Source organism: Pseudomonas sp. DL (assembly GCF_047199225.1).
In the GTDB taxonomy this organism is placed as follows: Bacteria; Pseudomonadota; Gammaproteobacteria; order Pseudomonadales; family Pseudomonadaceae; genus Pseudomonas; species Pseudomonas aeruginosa.
On record NZ_CP178323.1, the window covers coordinates 2,498,804 to 2,514,100 of the forward strand.

Consider the following 15,297-nt stretch of genomic DNA (forward strand, 5'->3'; position numbering starts at 1 on the left):
GTCTCTCCGTGAATTCGTTAGGCCAGCAGCAGCGCGCCGAGCAGGATGGCGGCGCCACCCACCAGGGAAGCGGCGTACCAGCGCAGGCGGCCGTTCTCGGTGAGGCTGAGGAGGTTGTGTCCGCCGCGCACGCTGAACGGAACGACGCCCAGGGTACGGTCGATGGGGTCGCGCCCCAGCAATTGGCAGAGCAGCAGGTAGGGTTTCACGAACAGCTTGTCGTACAGCCAGTCGAAGCCCCAGGCGTGGTACCACCAGGTACCGAAGAAGCGACCCGGGGCGCTCTTCGCCAGGGCGCTGACGAAGCGGCGCTGGCCGAGGAAGAGCAGGGCGGCCAGCAGGATACCGGCGATGGCGATGGCACCCGAGGCCAGTTCCAGGCTGTGCTTGGCTTCGCCACCGGCGTGGCCGACGCTTTCCGGCAGGACGCCAGCCAGCGGCGGGGTGATCAGGGCGCCGACGAAGGTCGACAGGACGATCAGCACGCTGAGCGGCAACCAGTGGGAAATCCCGTGGCCGGCGTGGGCTTCGGTCTTCGGCTCGCCGTGGAAGGCGACGAAGATCAGGCGGAAGGTGTAGATCGAGGTCAGGAACGCACCCACCAGGCCGGCGATCAGCAGTTCGCGATGGCCGCTGGCGAAGGCCTCCCAGAGGATCTCGTCCTTGGAGTAGAAGCCCGCGGTGAGGAAGGGCAGGGCGGCCAGCGCCGCACCGCCGACCACGAAGCTGGCGTAGGCCAGCGGCAGCTTCTTCCACAAGCCGCCCATCTTGAAGATGTTCTGCTCGTGGTGGCAGGCGACGATCACCGCGCCCGAGGCAAGGAACAGCAGGGCCTTGAAGAAGGCGTGGGTCATCAGGTGGAAGATCGCCGCGTCCCAGGCGCCGACGCCGAGGGCGAGGAACATGTAGCCGATCTGGCTCATGGTCGAGTAGGCGAGGATGCGCTTGATATCGGTCTGTACCAGGGCGGCGAAGCCGGCCAGGACCAAGGTCACCGCGCCGACGATGCCGACCAGTTCGAGGATGTCCGGGGCCAGGGTGAACAGGCCGTGGCAACGGGCGATCAGGTAGACGCCGGCGGTCACCATGGTGGCGGCGTGGATCAGCGCGGAGACCGGGGTCGGGCCGGCCATGGCGTCGGCCAGCCAGGTCTGCAGCGGCAGCTGGGCGGACTTGCCGACCGCGCCGCCGAGCAGGGCCAGGGTCGCCAGGGTCAGCCAGAGGTTGCCTTCCGGGAACTTCTGCGGCGCCAGCACCAGCAGCTCCTGGATGTTCAGGGTGCCGAACTGCTGGAACAGGATGAACAGGCCGAAAGCCATGAACACGTCGCCGACGCGGGTGACGATGAATGCCTTGAGCGCCGCGTTACCGTTGTTGCGATTGCTGTAGTAGAAGCCGATCAGCAGGTAGCTGCACAGGCCCACGCCTTCCCAGCCGAAGTAGAGGAACAGCAGGTTGTCGCCCAGCACCAGGAACAGCATGCTGGCGATGAACAGGTTGGTGTAGGCGAAGAAGCGCGAATAGCCGGTTTCGCCACGCATGTACCAGGAGGCAAACAGGTGGATCAGGAAGCCGACGCCGGTAACCACGCCGAGCATGGTTACCGAGAGGCCGTCCAGGTACAGGGTGAAGTTGGTGCTGAAGTCGCCGGCCGCCATCCACTGCCACAGCACCAGGCTGTAGGCACCGCCTTCCGGCGGACTGCTGTGGAAGCTGAAGATGGCCCAGGCCGCGCTCAGGGCGGAGAGGCCGACCGAGCCGACGCCGACCAGCGCCGAAAGGTTTTCCGACCACCTGCCGCGGGAGAACGACAGCAGCAGGAAGCCGACCAGGGGGAACAGGAAGGTAAGAGGTAGAAGGTTCATCCGCGCATCTCGCTGGCAGCGTCGATATCGAGGGTGTGGAAGCGGCGATACAGTTGCAGCAGGATCGCCAGGCCGATGCTCGCTTCGGCGGCCGCGAGGCTCAGCACCAGGATGAACATCACCTGGCCGTCGGGTTGGCCCCAGCGGCTGCCGGCGACCACGAAGGCGAGGGCGGCGGCGTTCATCATCACTTCCAGGCTCATCAGTACGAACAGGATGTTGCGTCGCACCATCAAGCCGACCAGTCCGAGGGCGAACAGGACGCTGGCGAGGGCCAGGCCGTGTTCCAGTGGTATTGCGTTCATAGCGTTACGTTCCCTTGGGGCGGGCGCAGGGCGCCCGCCGAACCTTTATTGTTTGGCGTCTTGACGACCCAGGTGATAGGCAGCGACCAGGGCCGCGAGCAACAGCATGGAGGCCAGTTCGACCACCAGCAGGTACGGGCCGTAGAGGCTGATGCCGACCGCCTTGGCATCTACCGTGGTATGGCCGATGCCGGCACCGCTCGGGGTGCGGGCGAGGACCACCAGCAGTTCCACCAGCAGGACCAGGGCCAGGGCCGAAGGCCCGACCCAGATGCCGGGCGTGAGCCACTTGCGCTCCTGCTCGACCACGGCCGGGCCGAGGTTGAGCATCATCACCACGAAGACGAACAGAACCATGATGGCGCCAGCGTAGACGATGATCTCCAGGGCACCGGCGAAGGGTGCGCCGAGGCTGAAGAAGGTCATCGAGATGGCCAGCAGGGAAATGATCAGGTAGAGCAGGGCATGCACCGGGTTGCTGTTGGTGATGACCCGCAGCGTGGCCAGTACGGCGACGCCGGCAGCGAAATAGAAAGCGAATTCCACGCGACGTCTCCTTATGGCAGCAGGCTTTTCACGTTGATCGGTTCGGCTTCGTTCTGCGCGGCGCCTTTCGGCTTGCCGGCGATCGCCATCCCCGCAACGCGGTAGTAGTTGTAGTCCGGGTTCTTGCCCGGCCCGGAGATCAGCAGGTCGTGCTTCTCGTAGACCAGGTCCTGGCGCTTGAACTCGCCCATCTCGAAGTCCGGGGTGAGCTGGATCGCGGTGGTCGGGCAGGCTTCCTCGCACAGGCCGCAGAAGATGCAGCGCGAGAAGTTGATGCGGAAGAACTCCGGATACCAGCGACCGTCCTCGGTCTCGGCCTTCTGCAGGGAGATGCAGCCAACCGGACAGGCCACGGCGCACAGGTTGCAGGCTACGCAGCGTTCCTCGCCGTCGGGGTCGCGGGTCAGGACGATCCGGCCACGATAGCGCGGCGGCAGGTAGACCGGCTCTTCGGGGTATTGCAGGGTGTCGCGCTTGCGGAAGGCATGGCCGAAGATCATCACCAGGCTGCGAAGCTGGGTGAAGGTGCCATGCACGACGTTGATGATTTCTTTGATCACGGTGGTTCTCCTTACTGGGCCGCGGCCAGCACGAGCGCGCCGGTCACCAGCAGGTTGATCAGGGTCAGCGGCAGGCACACCTTCCAGCTGAACGCCATCACCTGGTCATAGCGCGGACGCGGCAGCGAGGCGCGGATCAGGATGAAGAGCATGATGAAGAAGCCGGTCTTGGCGGCGAAGTAGAAGAACGACAGCCAGGGCAGGGTGTCCAGGAACGGACCGTGCCAGCCGCCGAAGAACAGGGTCGCCAGCAGCGCCGAGACCAGTACGATGCCGATGTACTCGCCGACGAAGAACATGCCCCATTTCATCCCGGCGTACTCGATGTGGTAGCCGTCCGCCAGTTCCTGCTCCGCTTCCGGCTGGTCGAACGGGTGACGGTGGGTCACGGCGACGCCGGCGATGATGAAGGTGCAGAAGCCGAAGAACTGCGGAATGATGAACCAGACGTTGTCGATCTGGTACTGGACGATGTCGCGCATGTTGAACGAGCCGACCTGGGCGACGATGCCCATCAGCGACAGGGCCAGGAACACCTCGTAGGAGATGGTCTGGGCCGAGGCGCGCAGGCTGCCGAGCAGGGCGAACTTGTTGTTGCTCGACCAGCCGGCGAACAGCACGGCGTACACCGTCAGGCCGGCCATGGCGAAGAAGAACAGGATGCCGATGTTCAGGTCCGCCACGCCCCAGGTGGGGGTGATCGGCACGATGGCGAAGGCGACGAGCAGGGCGCCCATCGCGATCACCGGGGCCAGGGTGAAGATCATCTTGTCGGCGAACGGCGGGGTCCAGTCCTCCTTGAAGAACATCTTGACCATGTCCGCGCCGAGCTGGAACGCACCGAACGGACCGACCCGGTTGGGGCCGTAGCGGTCCTGCCAGAGGCCGAGCAGGCGGCGCTCGACCCAGCTTAGCAGGGCGCCGCAGATGACCACGGCGAGCAGCACCACGATGGCCTTGACCACGGTGAGGATGATGGTGACCAGAGCGGGAGTCAGCCAACTCATTGTGCAGCCTCCTGCAGACCTTCCACGGAGCAGCCGGCGATCGCCGCCGGGATGCCGGCGAAGCCGACCGGCAGGCCGATCAGGCCGGCGCCGAGTTGTTCATCGATACGCAGCGGCAGGCGCAGGGCCTGGCCCTTGAGCTGGAAGCCGAGGGTCGCGCCGTCGTTGACGCCGAGGCGGTCCGCGTCTTCCTTGGACAGGGCGACGTAGGTCTCCGGGATGCGCTGCTGGATCGGCGCGGCCCGCGAGCTGTTTTCCTCGCTGCCGAACAGGTGGTACAGCGGCACTACCTTCCAGCTGTCGGCCTTGGCGCTGAACGGCACCGGCACGGCCTGGAACCAGTCGAGGCCTTCGCCCTTCGGTTCGATCAGGCGCACGCCGGGGTCGCCGGCGCGCAGGTGGCCGCCGACCTCGTCCTGGAACTTGTTCCAGGCCTGCGGCGAGTTCCAGCCCGGCGACCAGGCGAACGGGATCTGCTGACGGTCTTCCTGGCTGCCGGAGTAGCCTTCCATGGAGAAGGCGAACGCCGAGTCGATGTCCTGCGGGGTGCGCGGCTCGTGCACGCTGATATTGGCGCGCATGGCGGTACGCCCGCTGTAGCGGTGCGGTTCGCGGGCCAGCTTGAGGCCCTTGATGCGGAACGAGGCGGCCGGTGCGGCGTCGCGGATGCCGGCCAGGATCGGCTTGGCCTCGGCCACGGCTTCGGTGACGTGGTCCAACTGGGTCCAGTCGACGCGCTTGCCTTGCAGGGTGCTGTGGATCGCATGCAGCCAGCGCCAGCCCTCGCGGACCATGTTCCTGGCGTCGTAGTAGGTCGGGTCGAACACCTGGAAGAAGCGCTGGGCGCGGCCTTCCTGGCTGACCAGGGTGCCGTCGCCTTCGGCGAAGCTGGCCGCCGGCAGCACCAGGTGCGCCTTGGCGGTGGTGGCGGTCTGCTGGTGATCGGCGACGATCACCACCTTGGCCGCCGCCAGGGCCGCGTCGACACGGGCGGCGTCGGTGCGGCGATAGAGATCGTTCTCCAGCACCACCACGGCGTCGGCCTGTCCGGAGGTCAGTCGCTCGAGCGCGGCTTCCACGGAGTCGCCGCCGAAGAGCGCCAGGCCGAGGCTGTTGGCTTCGCCGACCACCAGGCTGATGGAACCGTTCTTCTCGCGCTGCTTGAGGGCCTTGGCGATGTTCGCCGCGGCTTCGATCAATGCCTTGTTGCCCAGCGAGTTGCCGGACACTACCAGCGGACGCTTGGCCGCCAGCAGGGCATCGGCGATGCGCTGGGCGAAGGCCTGGGCCTGAGGGTCGAGGTCGGCCACGGACGGGGCGCTTGGGTCGATCGCGTGGGCCACGGCGAAGCCGAGGCGAGCGAGATCGTCCGGCGCGGCGTGAACGGTTTCCTCGGCCACGTCGTCGAGGCGGGTCGCGCTGACGCTGGCGATGAACAGCGGGTTCTGCGCATGCTGGGCGATGTTCTTCACCGCGGCGTCGAGCCACGGCTGGACCTTCATGTCGGCGGCCATCTCGACGGCCTTGCCCTTCACCGACTGGCGCAGGGCCAGGGCGATGCGGGCGGCGGTCTGGGTCAGGTCCTCGCCGAGGACGAAGACCGCGTCGTGGTCCTCGATGTCGCGGATGCTCGGCACCGGCAGCGGGCCTTCCTGCATGACCTGCAGGATCAGGCGCAGGCGGTCGAGCTCGCCTTCGTTGATGCCGCTGTAGAAGTTGCCTTCGCCAACCAGCTCGCGCAGGGCGAAGTTGCTTTCCAGGCTGGCGCGCGGCGAACCGATGCCGACCACCTTGCGCTCCTTCAGCAGGGCGGCGGCCTGGTCGAGGGCGCCGTCCAGGCTCAGCTTCTGCTTGCTCAGCACCAGCAGCGGCTGGCGCGGACGGTCTTCGCGGTTGACGTAGCCGTAGCCGAAGCGACCGCGGTCGCAGAGGAAGTAGTGGTTGACCGAGCCGTTGTAGCGGTTCTCGATGCGGCGGATCTCGCCGTAGCGCTCGCCGGGGCTGATGTTGCAGCCGCTGGAGCAGCCGTGGCAGATGCTCGGGGCGAACTGCATGTCCCACTTGCGGTTGTAGCGCTCGGAGTGGGTCTTGTCGGTGAACACGCCGGTGGGGCAGACCTCGGTGAGGTTGCCGGAGAACTCGCTTTCCAGCACGCCGTCCTCGACCCGTCCGAAGTAGACGTTGTCGTGGGCGCCGTAGACGCCGAGGTCGGTGCCGCCGGCGTAGTCCTTGTAGTAGCGCACGCAGCGGTAGCAGGCGATGCAGCGGTTCATCTCATGGGCGATGAACGGGCCGAGTTCCTGGTTCTGGTGGGTGCGCTTGGTGAAGCGGTACCGGCGCTCGTTGTGGCCGGTCATCACCGTCATGTCCTGCAGGTGGCAGTGACCGCCTTCCTCGCACACCGGGCAGTCGTGCGGGTGGTTGGTCATCAGCCATTCGACGACGCTGGCGCGGAACTGCTTGGCCTCTTCGTCTTCGATGGAGATCCAGGTGTTGTCGGTGGCGGGGGTCATGCAGGACATGACGAGGCGACCACGCTTGTCGTTCTCGTCGGTGTACTGCTTCACCGCGCACTGGCGGCAGGCGCCGACGCTACCGAGCGCCGGGTGCCAGCAGAAGTAGGGAATGTCGAGACCGAGGGACAGACAGGCCTGCAGGAGGTTGTCTGCACCATCGACTTCGAGCGTCTTGCCGTCTACGTGGATAGTGGCCATGGTTCAAGTCTTCGTTGGCCCGTTGTCAGCGGGCGTGGCTAATAGAAACTCACGGTTCCGTCGGGCCTGCGGCCGGGCCGCGGCACGACGACGAAACATCGCCGGACGGCTGGCCGTCCGGCTGCAAAGCATCAGGCGCCGACCGTTGCCGGGCGCGGCGCGGCCGAAGGCTGGCGGGAGATGCCCGCCTCGAATTCGGCACGGAAATACTTGAGGGCGCTGCCCAGCGGCTCGACGGCTCCCGGCGCGTGGGCGCAGAAGGTCTTGCCTGGGCCGAGGAAGTTGACCAGCTGCTCGAGGGTCTCGAGGTCGCCGGGCTGGCCTTCGCCCCGCTCCAGGGCGCGCAGCAGCTTCACGCTCCACGGCAGGCCATCGCGGCAGGGGGTGCACCAGCCGCAGGACTCGCGGGCGAAGAACTCTTCCATGTTGCGCAGCAGGGAAACCATGTTGATGCTGTCGTCCACCGCCATGGCCAGGCCGGTGCCCATCCGGGTGCCGACCTTGGCGATGCCGCCGGCGAACATCTGCGCATCCAGGTGCTCCGGGAGCAGGAAGCCGGTACCGGCGCCGCCGGGCTGCCAGGCCTTGAGCTGGAAGCCGTCGCGCATGCCGCCGGCGTAGTCCTCGAACAGCTCGCGGGCGCTGACGCCGAACGGCAGTTCCCACAGGCCGGGGTTCTTCACCTTGCCGGAGAAGCCCATCAGCTTGGTGCCCATGTCTTCGCTGCCGGGGCGGGCCAGGGTCTTGTACCAGTCCACGCCGTTGCCGACGATGGCCGGCACGTTGCACAGCGTCTCCACGTTGTTCACGCAGGTCGGCTTGCCCCAGACGCCGACGGCGGCAGGGAAGGGCGGTTTGGAACGCGGGTTGGCGCGGCGGCCTTCCAGCGAGTTGATCAGCGCGGTCTCTTCGCCGCAGATGTAGCGGCCGGCACCGGTGTGGACGAACAGCTCGAAATCGAAGCCGCTGCCGAGGATGTTCTTGCCGAGCAGGCCGGCGGCCTTGGCTTCGTCGATGGCGCGGTTGAGGTTGCGCGCCGCGTCGACGTATTCGCCGCGCAGGAAGATGTAGCCGCGGTAGGCCTTCAGCGCGCGCGCGGAAATCAGCATGCCTTCCACCAGCAGGTGCGGCAGCTGCTCCATGAGCATGCGGTCCTTCCAGGTGTTCGGCTCCATCTCGTCCGCGTTGCACAGCAGGTAGCGGATGTTCAGCGACTCGTCCTTCGGCATCAGGCCCCACTTCACGCCGGTGGGGAAGCCCGCGCCGCCGCGGCCCTTGAGGCCGGAGTCCTTGACGGTCTGGACGATGTCGTCCTGGGCCATCTGGGTCAGCGCCTTGCGCGCCGCGGCATAGCCGTCCTTGCTCTGGTATTCCTCGAGCCAGACGGGCTGGGCGTCTTCGCGCAGGCGCCAGGTCAGCGGATGGGTTTCCGCCGAACGCGCCATGCGGTTGGCCGGACCAATGGAGGTAAGGGTCATACGTAGGCCTCCAGCAGTTTGGCGACACCGTCGGGACGCACGTCGCCATGGGTGTCGTCGTCGATCATCAGCGCCGGGGCCTTGTCGCAGTTGCCCAGGCAGCAGACCGGGAGCAGGGTGAAGCGTCCGTCGGCGGTAGTCTGGCCGAGACCGATGCCGAGTTGCTTCTGGATCTCGCCGACCACCGACTCGTGGCCGCCGATGTAGCAGACCATGCTGTCGCAGACGCGGATGATGTGGCGGCCCACCGGCTGGCGGAATATCTGACTATAGAAGGTGGCGACGCCTTCGACGTCGCTGGCCGGGATCCCCAGCACCTCGCCGATCGCCGGGATGGCGCCGTCCGGCACCCAGCCGCGCTGTTTCTGGACGATCTTCAGGGCTTCGATGGACGCCGCGCGCGGGTCCTCGTAGTGATGCATTTCATGCTCGATGGACGAGCGCTCGGTTTCGCTGAGGACGAAACGGTCGGTCTGAATCAGGTTGCTCTGGCTCATGTCAGCGGTCCACGTCAGCCATAACGAAATCGATGCTACCCAGGTAGGCGATCAGGTCCGCGATCATGCTGCCGTTGATCACCGAGGGGATCTGTTGCAGGTGCGCGAAGCTGGGCGTCCGGATACGCGTGCGGTAGCTCATGGTGCTGCCGTCGCTGGTCAGGTAGTAGCTGTTGATACCCTTGGTCGCCTCGATCATCTGGAAGGCTTCGTTGGCCGGCATGACCGGGCCCCAGGAAACCTGCAGGAAGTGGGTGATCAGGGTTTCGATGTGTTGCAGCGTGCGTTCTTTCGGCGGCGGCGTGGTCAGCGGATGGTCGGCCTTGTAAGGGCCTTCCGGCATGTTCTTCAGGCACTGTTCGATGATCCGCAGGCTCTGGCGCATCTCGCCCATCTTGACCATGCAGCGGTCGTAGGCGTCGCCGTTGTGGGCCAGCGGTACCTCGAACTCGAAGTTCTCGTAGCCGGAGTAGGGGCGGGCCTTGCGCAGGTCGAAGTCGCAACCGGTGGCGCGCAGGCCGGCGCCGGTGGTGCCCCACTCGAGGGCTTCCTTGGTGTTGTACTGGGCGACGCCGATGGTCCGGCCGCGCAGGATGCTGTTCTTCAGGGCCGCGGTCTCGTACTCGTCGAGGCGCTTGGGCATCCAGTCGAGGAACTCGCGGACCAGCTTGTCCCAGCCGCGCGGCAGGTCGTGGGCGACGCCGCCGATGCGGTACCAGGCCGGGTGCAGGCGGAAGCCGGTGATGGCCTCGACCACCTTGTAGGCGCGCTGGCGGTCGGTGAAGGTGAAGAACACCGGGGTCATGGCGCCGACGTCCTGGATATAGGTGCCCAGGTACAGCAGGTGGTTCAGGATACGGAAGAACTCCGCCATCATGATCCGGATCACGTCGACCCGCTGGGGCACCTTGATCCCGGCGAGCTTCTCCACCGAGAGTACGTAGGGCAGGTTGTTCATCACCCCGCCGAGGTAGTCGATGCGGTCGGTGTAGGGGATGAAACTGTGCCAGGACTGGCGCTCGGCCATCTTCTCGGCGCCGCGGTGGTGGTAGCCGATCTCCGGGACGCAGTCGATGATCTCCTCGCCGTCCAGTTGCAGGATGATGCGGAACGCGCCGTGGGCGGACGGGTGGTTCGGGCCGAGGTTGAGGAACATGTAGTCCTCGTTCTCGCCGTGGCGCTTCATGCCCCAGTCTTCCGGCTTGAAGCGCAGGGCTTCCTGCTCCAGGTCCTGCTTGGCGGCGGACAGGGAGTAGGGATCGAACTCGGTGGCGCGCGCCGGGTAGTCCTTGCGCAGCGGATGGCCCTGCCAGGTCGGCGGCATCAGCATGCGGGTCAGGTGCGGGTGGCCGGTGAAGGTGATGCCGTACATGTCCCACACTTCGCGCTCGTACCAGTTGGCGTTGGGCCAGATACGGGTGGCGGTGGGCAGGTTGAGGTCGCGCTCGGACAAGGCGACCTTGATCATCACGTCACTATTACGCTCCAGCGACATCAGGTGGTAGAACACGCTGAAGTCGGCGCTCGGCAGGCCGCGGCGATGGGTGCGCAGCCGCTCGTCGACGCCGTGCAGGTCGTAGAGCATCACGTAGGGCTTGGGTACCTGACGGAGGAAGGTCAGGACTTCGATCAGTCTTTCGCGCGGAACCCAGAGCACCGGCATGCCGGTACGGGTGGGCTGGACGGTGAAGGTCTCGGCGCCAAAGCGGGAATTCAGTTCGACGACGATATCCTGGTCGTCTGCCTTGTAAGGCGGGATGTACAGAGCGGAGTCTGCAGTCATGGTCTCGGTCGCTTTCGGTCAACGGTGGGGTGAACGCGGCTGGTCTCGGCCGGCCAGCGGGGCTGGCCGGGAGTTCCGGATCACACTTCGTCGGGGCTGCGCAGGTTGGTCACCTGGATGCGCTGCTCGCGTTTCAGGTCTTTCTGGGCCGGCATTTCGGCGCGGTAGACCCCCTGGTCGCCAACGACCCAGGACAGCGGGCGGCGCTCCTGGCCGATGGATTCCTGCAACAGCATCAGGCCTTGCAGGAACGCCTCCGGACGGGGCGGGCAGCCGGGGATGTAGACGTCCACGGGGAGGAACTTGTCGACCCCCTGGACCACCGAATAGATGTCGTACATGCCGCCGGAATTGGCGCACGAGCCCATGGAGATGACCCACTTGGGTTCGAGCATCTGCTCGTAGAGGCGCTGGATGACCGGGGCCATCTTGATGAAGCAGGTGCCGGCGATGACCATGAAGTCGGCCTGGCGCGGCGACGCCCGGATCACTTCGGCGCCGAAGCGGGCGATATCGTGCGGCGCGGTGAAGGCGGTGGTCATCTCCACGTAGCAGCACGACAGCCCGAAGTTATAGGGCCAGAGCGAGTTCTTGCGACCCCAGTTGACGGTGGAGTTCAGCACATCCTCGAGCTTGCCCATGAAGATGTTCTTGTGAACCTGGCCCTCGACCAGCGGGTCGGCTACGGTTTCCCGTTCGCCTATCGGGTATTGGTCGTTGGCCGCATCGGGATCGATCCGGGTAAGTTTGTATTGCATCGCCAAAGCCTCATTGTTTTAGCTTCGCCTGCCGCTTGCGACGGCTTTCGGGAGCCCAATCGAGCGCACCGATCCGCCAAAGATAGACAAGACCCGCCAACAGAATTGCTATGAAAATGGTTGCCTCGATCAGGCCGGCCCAGCCGCTTTCGCGAACCGACACCGACCAGGCGAAGAGGAAGAGGGCTTCGACGTCGAAGATCACGAAGAGCATCGCGACCAGATAGAATTTTGCCGAGAGACGCAGGCGTGCGCCTCCGGTGGGGACGATCCCGGATTCGAAGGGTTCGTTCTTGCTGCGACCAAATGCCTTGCTGCCAAGCAGGGACGAAACCCCTAGCATGAAGGCGAGAAGGCCAACGACCCCTAGAAGGAAGGCAGCGAATCCCCAGTGATGAGCTGCAAGTTCAGCTGGGTTTGGCATGCTGATACTCCTTCTGTACCGGATATATAAGATCGTGGGTTCTGGGCGCAATGCCCGACTTCTTGTGCAACCCGCTGCGTAGTGAGCTAAGGGTTGTATGTATCTTTCCGATTTTATGCCCAAAGCGCCGGACAAGTAAATTTTTCTAACACAAACAGACGCTTCTCTGCTTTTTCCAGCGCTTTGGTTAATCCCCGAAACCCTCGTGAATGCTGTCTTTGCGAGAAATGGCGCGGCCTGGCTGGCTTTTGGTCGTATTGCCGCGAAGCGTGGTGGAGGGCTCTTTGCAAGGCTTCAAACGATAATGAATATCGTTTGCAATGTCGCATCCGTATAACTTCGCTACATATATTCTTCGCCGCGTTACTATTGTTTACCCTTTTATTGGTAATTACTCTCGCCCAATCCGTTATTGCATTAAACCGGGAATATTCTCCGGGCCGGGCGCATGGCGGTTTTTCTTCTTTCCGCACCATGGCAACCCGGCTGCGGCGCCGCCTGGGGCTGCGCCCGCGGTTCTTCGTGACGGATGCGAAGGCGCTGGGCAAGGTTTGCGGCGGTTCGCGTCGCAGCGTAGATGTAGTCGCTCCGGAGGTGCGCTACCTGGGGGCTGCGGTAGCGACCCGGGGTTTCTTGCCGACCCAGGCCCAGACCATTTCGCAGGCGATCGGCTGGTTGCCGTTCTCGTCGCTGACCAACACCGCCACGCGGACCTCGCCCTTGTCCTGTTGCCGGATCTGCTCGATCTGTCCGGCCTCCAGCGTCGCGATGGCGGTCAGGTCGCCCTGGGCGCGCTTGAGATAGTCGATCTTCATGGTCTTGATCAGCGGCAGCTTGTCGTCCGGTACGTTCATTCCGACCAGGAAGCCGCTGGCCGACTCGGCGAGCAAGGCCATCGCCGCGGCATGGATACCTTTTATGTGGTTCTGCACCGGCCGACGGTTCTTCAGGCTGAGGATGGCGCGCTCCTGCCCCAGTTCATGGATGCGCACCCTGGCAGTGCCGGCGAAGCGCACCTGGGAGCCCAGCAGCAGCGTCAGGCTGCGGCTGCGCAGGCGGCGGGGGAGGAGGTTGATGGCGCCGACGGCGCGGCTGAGACGATTGCGCTTGGGCATGCTGGCGTCCTTCCATAGAGAGGGGAGCCTGCATTCCACCCGCTTTGCCCGGGCTTGCCCACGGCTGTAGCGGCGACCTGCGCCGGCATTCCGGCCAACGCAGGTCGTCGTGGCGCGTCAGAGCAGGCGTCGGCCGTCTTCGCGGGTGATCACCACGGTGGCCGAGCGTGGCCGGCGGCCCGGCCCGTCCGGCCAGGTGCTGAGGAGGTTATCGGCGGTCGAACCTTCCCCCGGGTGCTGGATGTTGATGAACAGCGTACGGAAGTCCGGCGTCGCGGCAATGCCGGTCACCTCGCAACCCAGCGGACCGGTGAGGAAGCGCTTCAGTTCGCCGGTGCGTGGGTCGGCCACCAGCATCTGGTTGTTGCCGAACGGGCCGCTGCTCAACTGGCTGCCGCTCATGTCGGTCTGGATCCACAGGCGGCCTTCCGGGTCGAACCAGAGGCCGTCGGGGCTGGCCAGGATATTGTCCTGGTTCAGCGGCTTGCCGTCCGGGCCGCGGCTGTCTTCGCCGGGACCGGCGAGCATGAACAGGTCCCAGGTGAAGCGTTGCCCGGCATAGTCGCGGCTGCGTTCGCGCCAGCGGATGATATGGCCGTAGGCGTTCTTCACCCGTGGGTTGGCCGCGTCGGCGACGGTGCGCGACGTGTTGTTGGTGAGGGTGAAGTAGACGTCGCCGTTGTCCGGGTTGACCGCGCCCCACTCCGGGCGATCCATCTTGGTCGCGCCGAGGACATCGGCGGCCAGGCGGGTGTTGATCAGCACTTCGCCCTGGTCGGCGAAGCTCACCCCGGCCTTGCGACAGGCCGCGCGGAAGTTGCCGTCGGCGATGTCCAGCGGCAGCCACTGGCCGCTGCCATCGGCGTTGAAGCGGGCGACGTAGAGGGTGCCTTCGTCGAGCAGGCGAGCGTTGCTGCGACCCGGACGGAACTTGTCGCGGCTGACGTACTTGTAGATGTACTCGTTCTGCGAGTCGTCGCCGGAGTAGCAGACTACCTGGCGGCCCGGCTTGACCGGGGCGAAGACCAGGCCTTCGTGGGCGAAGCGGCCGAGAGCGGTGCGCTTGACCGGCACCGATTGCGGGTCGAACGGGTCGATCTCGACGATCCAGCCGAAGTTGTTCGGTTCGTTGCGGTAGTCGTCCTGGGCCTGTTTGCCCTTGCGGGTGGCGTCGAAGCGTTCGAACTCGTCGCCCGCCAGGGTTTCCCAGCCGAAACGGCTGGTGTTGCGAATGCCGTAGCGGGTCAGTTCGCGCGGCAGTTCGCTGTCCTGGGTGGAGAAATAGCCGACCCAGTTCTCCTCGCAGGTGAGGTAGGTGCCCCAGGGGGTGAAACCGTTGGAACAGTTGTTATGGGTGCCGCGGGTGCGGGTGCCGTCCGGACTGTGGCGGGTGCGCAGCAGTTCGTGGCCGCGCGCCGGGCCGGCGATACGCATCGGCGTGGCGGCGGTGATCCGGCGATTTCGTTGCGACGGCACGACATTCCACTCGCCACGCACGTTGCGACGGATCTCCACGACGGAAACGCCATGGGCGTTGATTTCCTTGCGCACTTCATCGGCGACGGTGCGCTTGCCATCGACCACGGTCGGGCCATTGGTGTGCAGCAGCGGCGCGTCGATGTATTCATGGTTGAGCACCAGCAGGCCATGGTTGCTGATGTGTCCGCCGCCGAAGCCGAACTGCGCGTCGATCGGGAAGAAGTGCATGCCGTCGTGGTGCATGCCGATCTGTTCGGCCTGGTCCTGGGCGCTGTTGCTGGCGTCGTCGAGGAAGCCCGGATAACTGCCGCTGATCGGGGTACCCCAGGGTATGAAGGGCGTCGCCTTGTAGCCGGCGGGCACCCGGATGGTATCGGCACGGCCGCTGGCGATGGCTTCGAAGGGCAAGCGGTTGCGGCGTTTGAAAGGCAAGCCGCGCAGGCCTTCCGCGGCGGGCACCTGCGCTTCGGCGGGAGCGGCGCTGGCGGGGAGCGCGACGCCGAGGAAGGCGAGGGCGCCGAGCGCCGCGCCGCCGGCCAGGACCTGACGGCGGCCGAGGCCGGCGATCAGGTCGTTCATGTGCGGGTTGTTCGAATGGTTGCTGGGCAACTCGTCGCCATCACCGAACAGGATGGCATCTTTTTTCTCCAGGCTCACGGACGTGCTCCTTGTGGGCTGATCGACGGAGCATTGACGCTAACCGCTGAAAGCGACGGGACGATGACAGGCACTCGAGGCCTTTTGCCATGATCCGGAAATGAAAAAC

Annotated in this window: 13 protein-coding genes; all 13 read right to left on the bottom strand. The window is 65.4% G+C overall.

Going from position 1 to position 15,297, the window contains the following annotated elements:
- Nucleotides 1–17: 17 nt before the first annotated feature.
- Entirely contained in the window at nucleotides 18–1,865 is a 1,848-nt protein-coding gene (gene nuoL / locus ACI766_RS11905) for an NADH-quinone oxidoreductase subunit L (RefSeq protein WP_003097681.1), read from the bottom strand.
- On the bottom strand, nucleotides 1,862–2,170 hold the full coding sequence (nuoK, locus tag ACI766_RS11910) for an NADH-quinone oxidoreductase subunit NuoK (RefSeq protein WP_003090475.1): 309 nt from the start codon (nucleotides 2,168–2,170) through the stop codon (nucleotides 1,862–1,864). Before nuoK ends, nuoL begins: the two co-directional genes overlap by 4 nt.
- 45 nt (nucleotides 2,171–2,215) lie before the next feature.
- Nucleotides 2,216–2,716, bottom strand: coding sequence for an NADH-quinone oxidoreductase subunit J (nuoJ, locus tag ACI766_RS11915; protein ID WP_003090473.1), 501 nt, complete (start codon nucleotides 2,714–2,716; stop codon nucleotides 2,216–2,218).
- 11 nt (nucleotides 2,717–2,727) lie between these two features.
- The gene (gene nuoI / locus ACI766_RS11920; RefSeq protein ID WP_003090467.1) at nucleotides 2,728–3,276 is read right to left on the bottom strand and encodes an NADH-quinone oxidoreductase subunit NuoI; all 549 of its coding nucleotides are present in this window, start codon (nucleotides 3,274–3,276) and stop codon (nucleotides 2,728–2,730) included.
- 11 nt (nucleotides 3,277–3,287) lie between these two features.
- Nucleotides 3,288–4,283, bottom strand: a complete 996-nt coding sequence (gene nuoH, locus ACI766_RS11925) for an NADH-quinone oxidoreductase subunit NuoH (RefSeq protein ID WP_003090465.1) — start codon at nucleotides 4,281–4,283, stop codon at nucleotides 3,288–3,290.
- Entirely contained in the window at nucleotides 4,280–6,997 is a 2,718-nt protein-coding gene (gene nuoG, locus ACI766_RS11930; protein WP_003122603.1) for an NADH-quinone oxidoreductase subunit NuoG, read from the bottom strand. The genes nuoH and nuoG overlap by 4 nt, the downstream gene beginning before the upstream one ends.
- 131 nt (nucleotides 6,998–7,128) lie before the next feature.
- A complete protein-coding gene (gene nuoF, locus ACI766_RS11935) occupies nucleotides 7,129–8,475 on the bottom strand; it encodes an NADH-quinone oxidoreductase subunit NuoF (protein ID WP_003097674.1) in 1,347 nt (448 codons plus the stop codon).
- A complete protein-coding gene (gene nuoE / locus ACI766_RS11940; protein WP_003090460.1) occupies nucleotides 8,472–8,972 on the bottom strand; it encodes an NADH-quinone oxidoreductase subunit NuoE in 501 nt (166 codons plus the stop codon). Before nuoE ends, nuoF begins: the two co-directional genes overlap by 4 nt.
- A gap of 1 nt (nucleotide 8,973) precedes the next feature.
- Nucleotides 8,974–10,755, bottom strand: a complete 1,782-nt coding sequence (gene nuoC, locus ACI766_RS11945) for an NADH-quinone oxidoreductase subunit C/D (protein ID WP_003090458.1) — start codon at nucleotides 10,753–10,755, stop codon at nucleotides 8,974–8,976.
- A gap of 80 nt (nucleotides 10,756–10,835) precedes the next feature.
- A complete protein-coding gene (locus ACI766_RS11950) occupies nucleotides 10,836–11,513 on the bottom strand; it encodes a NuoB/complex I 20 kDa subunit family protein (RefSeq protein ID WP_003090455.1) in 678 nt (225 codons plus the stop codon).
- A gap of 10 nt (nucleotides 11,514–11,523) precedes the next feature.
- A complete protein-coding gene (locus ACI766_RS11955; protein WP_003090452.1) occupies nucleotides 11,524–11,937 on the bottom strand; it encodes an NADH-quinone oxidoreductase subunit A in 414 nt (137 codons plus the stop codon).
- Nucleotides 11,938–12,536: 599 nt separating this feature from the next.
- Nucleotides 12,537–13,091 (bottom strand): DUF4442 domain-containing protein, encoded by a 555-nt coding sequence (locus tag ACI766_RS11960; protein WP_003143818.1) that lies wholly within the window; start codon nucleotides 13,089–13,091, stop codon nucleotides 12,537–12,539.
- Between the two features lie 78 nt (nucleotides 13,092–13,169).
- On the bottom strand, nucleotides 13,170–15,188 hold the full coding sequence (locus ACI766_RS11965; RefSeq protein ID WP_003097668.1) for a PhoX family protein: 2,019 nt from the start codon (nucleotides 15,186–15,188) through the stop codon (nucleotides 13,170–13,172).
- Nucleotides 15,189–15,297: the final 109 nt, after the last annotated feature.